General features: G+C 63.3%; 3 protein-coding genes. 1 reads left to right on the top strand and 2 read right to left on the bottom strand.

The features are described 5' to 3' along the window. Both EN939_RS16465 and gltB read right to left on the bottom strand, forming a co-directional pair. Nucleotides 1-819 (bottom strand): glutamate synthase subunit beta (locus EN939_RS16465; RefSeq protein ID WP_164751027.1); only part of this gene is annotated, 819 nt, incomplete at its 3' end. Nucleotides 820-960: 141 nt separating this feature from the next. Next, the gene (gltB, locus tag EN939_RS16460; protein WP_127268829.1) at nucleotides 961-5697 is read right to left on the bottom strand and encodes a glutamate synthase large subunit; all 4737 of its coding nucleotides are present in this window, start codon (nucleotides 5695-5697) and stop codon (nucleotides 961-963) included. A 509-nt stretch (nucleotides 5698-6206) separates the two neighbouring features. Between gltB and EN939_RS16455 the strand changes: the two genes are divergently transcribed. Further along, on the top strand, nucleotides 6207-6469 hold a 263-nt coding region (locus EN939_RS16455; protein ID WP_245473103.1), incomplete at its 3' end, for a beta-eliminating lyase-related protein.

The following is a 6469-nucleotide window of genomic DNA, read 5'->3' as shown; positions in this document are numbered from 1 at the left end:
TTCGCCGCCGACACGCCGGTTCTGCTGCACCAGATAGGGCATCGCGTCATGCACGCCGCCGAGATCGTCGCCGGGAATGCCGGCCGCGCGCGGCGTTTCGGAACCGCCGCAATAAAGCACGGCGTCATGTTCGGCGAGCAGCTCGGCAACCGGCTTGTCGACGCCGACATTGACGCCGCAATGGAAGGTGACGCCCTCGCCCTGCATCTGCTCGATGCGCCGGTCGATATAGTGCTTCTCGATCTTGAAGTCGGGAATGCCGTAACGCATCAACCCGCCGGGCCGGCTCTCGCGCTCATAGACATGGACGTCGTGGCCGGCGCGGCCGAGCTGCTGGGCAGCCGACATGCCGGCCGGGCCGGAGCCGATGACGGCGACGCGCTTGCCGGTCTTCTTCTCCGGCGGATAGGGCCTGATATGGCCGGTCTCGTAAGCCTTGTCGGCGATCGCCTGCTCGACCGTCTTGATGGCGACGGGGATGTCCTCGAGGTTCAGCGTGCAGGCTTCCTCGCAGGGCGCGGGGCAGATGCGGCCGGTGAACTCCGGGAAATTGTTGGTCGAATGCAGGTTGCGGATCGCGTTGTCCCAGTCGCCATTGTAGACGAGGTCGTTCCAGTCCGGGATCTGGTTGTGGATCGGGCAGCCCGTCGGCCCATGGCAGAACGGAATGCCGCAATCCATGCAGCGCGCGGCCTGTTTCTCGACCTCCTTGTCGGACATCGGCAGCGTGAATTCACGGAAATGCCGGATGCGATCGGAGGCCGGCTGGTACTTGTGCACCTGCCGGTCGATTTCGAGAAAGCCTGTTACCTTGCCCATAGTCCAGTTCCTGCTGTCCAGATGGTGCGGTTTTCGCCGCACCCGTTAACCCCTTGAGGCAGCCATGGCAACCTTGCGCCGGAGGTCAAACTGTCGATGAAGATGGGCCGGGAAGCCTGGGCTCCCCGGCAATTGCAAAGCCTATTCCGCCGCGACGCCCATGCGCATGCGTTCCATCTCGATCAGGGCGCGGCGGTATTCGACCGGCATGATCTTGCGGAACTTCGGCCGGAAAATCGTCCAGTCGTCGAGAATCTCGCGGCCGCGCACCGACCCGGTGTAATGCACATGGTTGGAAATCAGCTGGTAAAGCCGCTCCTCGTCATGGCTGGTCATGTCGCCGGAGACGTCGACGCGACCCTTGTGATCGAGGTCGCCGCCATGGTGCAGCAGCCTTTCCATCAGATCGTCTTCTTCCGGAACCGGCTCCAGCTCGACCATCGCCATGTTGCAGCGCTCGGCGAAATCGCCCGCCTCGTCGAGCACATAGGCGACGCCGCCCGACATGCCGGCGGCGAAATTGCGGCCGGTCTTGCCGATGACGACGACGATGCCGCCCGTCATGTACTCGCAGCCATGGTCGCCGACGCCTTCGACGACGGCGGCGACGCCCGAATTGCGCACGGCGAAACGCTCGCCGGCGACGCCGGCAAAGTAGGCCTCGCCCTCGGTGGCGCCATAGAGCACCGTATTGCCGACGATGATGGACTCGGCGGCGACGATCTTGGCCTCTTCCGGCGGCCGGATGACGATGCGGCCGCCCGACAGGCCCTTGCCGACATAGTCATTGCCGGCGCCGACAAGCTCGAACGAGATGCCGCGCGCCAGGAAGGCGCCGAAGGACTGGCCGGCAGTGCCGGTCAGCTTCACCTGGATGGTGTCCTCGCGCAGGCCCTTGTGCTTGAAGCGCTTGGCCACTTCACCCGACAGCATGGCGCCCGTCGAGCGGTCGACATTGCGGATATCGACCTCGATCTTGACCGGCAGCTTGCTTTCGAGCGCAGGCTTTGCCAGCTCGATCAGCTTGCGGTCGAGCACGTCGTCGATCGGGTGCTTCTGGCGCTCGGTCCAGTGCACCGCCTCATGCGGCGCATCCGGCTTGAAGAACATCTTCGAGAAATCGAGCCCGCGCGCCTTCCAGTGCACGATCAGGTCGCGCTTCTCCAGAAGATCACTGTCGCCGATGATCTGGTCGATATGGGTGTAACCCATCTCGGCGAGCAGCTCCCTCACCTCTTCCGCCACGTAGAAGAAGAAGTTGATGACATGCTCGGGCGTGCCCTTGAAGCGCTTGCGCAGCACCGGATCCTGCGTCGCGACGCCGACCGGGCAGGTGTTGAGATGGCACTTGCGCATCATGATGCAGCCGGCCGCGATCAGCGGCGCGGTCGAGAAGCCGAACTCGTCGGCGCCAAGCAGCGCACCGATGATAACGTCGCGCCCCGTGCGCAAGCCGCCGTCGACCTGCAGCGCGACGCGCGACCGCAAGCCGTTCAGCACCAGCGTCTGGTGCGTCTCGGCAAGGCCCATTTCCCATGGGCTGCCGGCATGCTTGAGCGAGGTCAGCGGCGAGGCGCCAGTGCCGCCATCATAGCCCGAAATGGTGATGTGGTCGGCGCGTGCCTTGGCGACGCCCGCCGCAACCGTGCCGACGCCGACTTCCGACACCAGCTTGACCGACACGTCGGCCGCCGGATTGACGTTCTTCAGGTCGTAGATCAGCTGTGCCAGATCCTCGATCGAATAGATGTCGTGATGCGGCGGCGGCGAGATCAGGCCGACGCCCGGCGTCGAATGCCGGACCTTGGCGATGGTCGCGTCGACCTTGTGGCCGGGCAGCTGGCCGCCCTCGCCGGGCTTGGCACCCTGCGCCACCTTGATCTGCATCATGTCGGAATTGACGAGGTATTCGGCCGTGACGCCGAAACGGCCCGAGGCGATCTGCTTGATCGCCGAGCGTTCGGGGTTCTTGCCGCCGCCAGGCAGCGGCAGATAGCGGTCGGCCTCTTCGCCGCCCTCGCCGGTGTTCGACTTGCCGCCGATCTGGTTCATCGCGCGCGCCAGCGTGGTATGCGCTTCGCGCGAGATCGACCCGAACGACATCGCCCCGGTCGAGAACCGCTTGACGATGTCGGCCGCTGACATGACGTCGTCGAGCGCCACCTTCTTGCGGCCGGTCTCTCCGGCCAGCTTGATCTTGAACAGGCCACGAATGGTCTGGGCGCGGGCCGTCTCGCTGTCGATCTGGGCGGAATAGTCCTTGAACGTTTCCCACGACCCCTGGCGCACGGCGTGCTGCAAGGTGGCGACCGCGTCGGGCGACCAGATATGCGCCTCGCCCCGCATGCGGAACATGTATTCGCCGCCGACCTCGAGGCTGTTGCGCAGCACGGGGTCGTTGCCGAAACCGTCATTGTGGCGGCTGAGCGTCTCTGCCGCAATCTCGTCCAGCCCGACGCCTTCGATCAGCGTCGCGGTGCCGGTGAAGTATTGCTGCACGAAATCGGTCTTCAGGCCGATGGCGTCGAAAATCTGCGCGCCACAATAAGACTGGTAGGTCGAGATGCCCATCTTGGACATCACCTTGAGGATGCCCTTGCCGATCGACTTGATGTAGCGCGAAACGACCTCGTAGGCGTCCACTTCCTTCGGCAGTTCGCCACGCTTGTGCATGTCGAGCAGCGTGTCGAAGGCAAGGTACGGATTGATCGCCTCGGCGCCATAGCCGGCAAGGCAGCAGAAATGATGCACTTCGCGCGGCTCGCCGGATTCGACGACGAGGCCGACCGAGGTGCGCAGCCCCTTGCGGATCAGGTGATGATGGACCGCGGCCGTAGCCAGCAGCGCCGGGATGGCGATGCGGTCCGGCCCGACCTGGCGGTCGGACAGGATGATGATGTTGTAGCCGCCGGCGACCGCCGCCTCCGCCCGCTCGCACAACCGGTCGATGGCGCCCTGCATGCCCGCGGCCCCTTCGGCCGAGCCATAGGTGATGTCGATCGTCTTGGTGTCGAAACGGTCCTCGGTGTGGCCGATGGAACGGATCTTTTCGAGATCGCCATTGGTCAGGATCGGCTGGCGCACCTCGAGCCGCTTGCGGCGCGAATTTCCGACCAGGTCGAAGATGTTGGGCCGCGGCCCGATGAAGGACACCAGGCTCATCACCAGCTCCTCGCGGATCGGATCGATCGGCGGGTTGGTGACCTGGGCGAAGTTCTGCTTGAAGTAGGTGTAGAGCAGCTTCGACTTGTCCGACATCGCCGAGATCGGCGTGTCGGTGCCCATCGAGCCCACCGCTTCCTGGCCTGTCGTCGCCATCGGCGACATCAACAGCTTGGTGTCTTCCTGGCTATAGCCGAATGCCTGCTGGCGATCGAGCAGGCTGACATCCTTGCGCAGCGCGCGCGGCTCGACCGGCTTCAAATCTTCGAGAATGAGCTGCGTGTTGGCGAGCCAGGTCTTGTAGGGATGCTTGGTCGCGATCTCCGACTTGAGCTCCTCGTCGGAGACGATACGCCCCTTCTCCAGGTCGATCAGAAGCATCCGGCCTGGCTGCAGCCGCCACTTCTTGACGATCTTCTCCTCGGGCACCGGCAGCACGCCGGCTTCCGAGGCCATGATGACGCGGTCGTCATCGGTGACGATGTAGCGTGCCGGGCGCAGGCCATTGCGGTCGAGCGTGGCGCCGATCTGGCGGCCATCGGTGAAAACCACCGCCGCCGGCCCGTCCCACGGCTCCATCAGTGCCGCATGGTATTCGTAGAAGGCCTTGCGATCGGCATCCATGAGCTTGTTGCCCGCCCAGGCTTCCGGGATCAGCATCATCATGGCATGGCTGAGCCTGTACCCGCCCTGGAACAGGAACTCGAGCGCATTGTCGAAGCAGGCGGTGTCGGACTGGCCGTCATAGGAAATCGGCCACAGCTTCGAGATGTTGTTGCCGAACAGTTCGGAATCGACCGACGCCTGGCGCGCAGCCATCCAGTTGTTGTTGCCGCGCACGGTGTTGATCTCGCCATTGTGGGCGACCATGCGGTAGGGATGCGCCAGCTTCCAAGACGGGAAGGTGTTGGTCGAGAAGCGCTGGTGGACGAGGATCAGCGCGGTCTCGAAGCGCGGATCGATCAGGTCCTTGTAATAGGCGCCGACCTGGTAGGCCAGGAACATGCCCTTGTAGACGATGGTGCGCGCCGACAGCGACACGCAATAGGCGCCGATGTCCTTGTTATCGTTCTCGGCGTAGATGCGGCCCGATATCACCTTGCGCAGCAGATAGAGCCTGGCCTCGTATTCCTCGTCATCGGTAATGTCTGGCGTGCGGCCGATGAAGATCTGCCGATGGAACGGCTCGGATGCCACGATGTCAGGCGCCTTCGAAAGCGACGAATTGTCGACGGGCACGTCACGGAAACCGATGAGCGGAAGCCCCTCGGATTGCGCCGATTCGACAATGATGTCCTCGATATGGGCGCGAAGGGCCGCGTCCTGCGGCATGAACCAGTGTCCGACGCCGTACTGACCCGCCGGCGGCAGCTCGATGCCCTGGGCCGTCATCTCCTCACGGAAGAACTGGTCGGGAAGCTGCACCAGCACGCCGGCGCCATCGCCGACCAGCGGATCGGCGCCAACGGCGCCGCGATGCGTCAGGTTTTCGAGCACAGCCAGCCCGTCCTTGACGATCTGATGCGACTTCACGCCCTTCATATTGACGATGAAGCCGACGCCGCAGGCGTCATGCTCGTTGCGCGGATCGTAGAGGCCCTGGGCGGAAAAGCCGTTGGCGGTTCGGCTAATATTGGATCGCAAGGTGGTTTTGACGGTTGCCGCTTTCGTCTGCGCGGCCTGGCCGTTCGTCGCAGAGTGCGTCATGTCCGTCATCTCCTGTCCTCCATTCCCAGCCATTCAGGCGCTGGTTTGCCTCGGCAAGCGCTTGGCTCACCCTGATCCTTGTGGCACGTCTTGCGAAATCCTTGCCGAACCAGGCGGCTTTCCGCATGGAACGCATCTGGTAATCGTACAGGCCAGAGTCTGGCTGTCCACCTGTCGCTCGCGGCAACAGCCGGAGAGGCCCAATGATACGCCAATCCGGCTCGTTTTGTGCGACAAAATAAGACAGCACTACTGTCCTAAATTTTTATGGCAGAAATCTGGGACGCACACAAGACCGATTCACAAAAAACTTGGGCTTTCCGCGACAGAAAATGTCGTCAAGTCCGGGAAAAACGTAAGCTTCAGTCGTCGACCTGGGCTTTGCCGGTTGGCTGGCTTTACTGTTTTTCCGGCGCCTGGCCCCTTGCGGTCCGCTCGCGAAACCGGTCAACTTCAGACTGATTTCCCCAAAACCCGATTTCCCCAACCCCCCGACCTCCCAAGACATAGGCAGATGCATGTTCTTCGCTTCCGACAATTGGGCAGGCGCCCATCCCAATATTGCCGCCGGCCTGTCGGCCAATGCCGGCGGCTTTTCCACCGCCTATGGCGACGGTGCGCTCGACCGGGCAGTCTACCAGCGCTTCAGTGAGATTTTCGAACGCGAGGTCGCGGTGTTCTTCGTCGCCACCGGCACGGCCGCCAACTCGCTGGCGCTCACCGCTTACAACAAGCCGGGCGGCATTTCCTTTGCCCATCGCGAATCGCATGTCATCGAGGA

The organism is Mesorhizobium sp. M7A.F.Ca.CA.002.05.1.1 (assembly GCF_003998335.1).
GTDB lineage: Bacteria > Pseudomonadota > Alphaproteobacteria > Rhizobiales > Rhizobiaceae > Mesorhizobium.
The sequence above is the reverse complement of the archived record's forward strand: the minus strand, read 5'-3'. Positions and strand labels throughout refer to the sequence as shown.

Excerpts from the sequence above, each read along its gene's own strand:
- gltB (WP_127268829.1), bottom strand. The coding sequence starts at position 5,697 with ATGACGGACATGACGCACTCTGCGACGAACGGCCAGGCCGCGCAGACG.